This window comes from Faecalibacterium tardum, assembly GCF_040096515.1.
Classification (GTDB): Bacteria; Bacillota; Clostridia; order Oscillospirales; family Ruminococcaceae; genus Faecalibacterium; species Faecalibacterium tardum.
In genome coordinates, this window is sequence record NZ_JBBMEO010000109.1 from 1 (window position 1) to 570 (window position 570).

1 pseudogene is annotated in these 570 nt (G+C 49.1%); it reads right to left on the reverse strand.

The features are described 5' to 3' along the window. Positions 1-30 precede the first annotated feature (30 nt). Positions 31-570 (reverse strand): annotated as a pseudogene (locus tag WMO44_RS15005) (hypothetical protein); the annotation flags it as partial.

The window sequence follows — 570 nt, forward strand, 5'->3', positions numbered from 1 at the left end:
GGCTCGTTGATGGCTTACAGGTGTCTGCTGTTATGCGGTCTTTTCTTCTTCAAGGGCTTCTGCAAGAGCCTTTTCCAGATAGGTTTCGATTTCAGTCAGGTAGTTAGCAGGTCTCTGCATTGCGAAGCGGAGAACCTTTTGCTTTTCCGGGTCAGTGAAATAGCTGGGATTGTTTTTGAGCGTTTTCTTCCATGAGTTTTTCATCATTTCGGTCGCACGGCTCAAGGATTTGTAAACCTTCATAAACTCGTCCGGTACATGATAGCACCGGAATTCTTCTGTTTGTGGTGTGGGCATGGGAACGGGTTCTGCTTTTTCAGGTTCAAATTCTGCACTGGCAGATTCCAACACTTCCAATGCCTCTGGATGCAGGATTTGAGCAAGGACATCTGAACGATGCTCGGCACTTACCTGCACGAGTTTGGACATTTCTTCGTTGGTAAACTTCACTTCGCCGGAAAAGACTTTCTGCTTGATGCCGGGAGAGAGGTTGTCTGCGATGTCGATGCCTCGTGTATAGTGGCTGGCGCGGAGAACGGAGGCGCGGCTGACACCGTTTTCCTCTGCGAT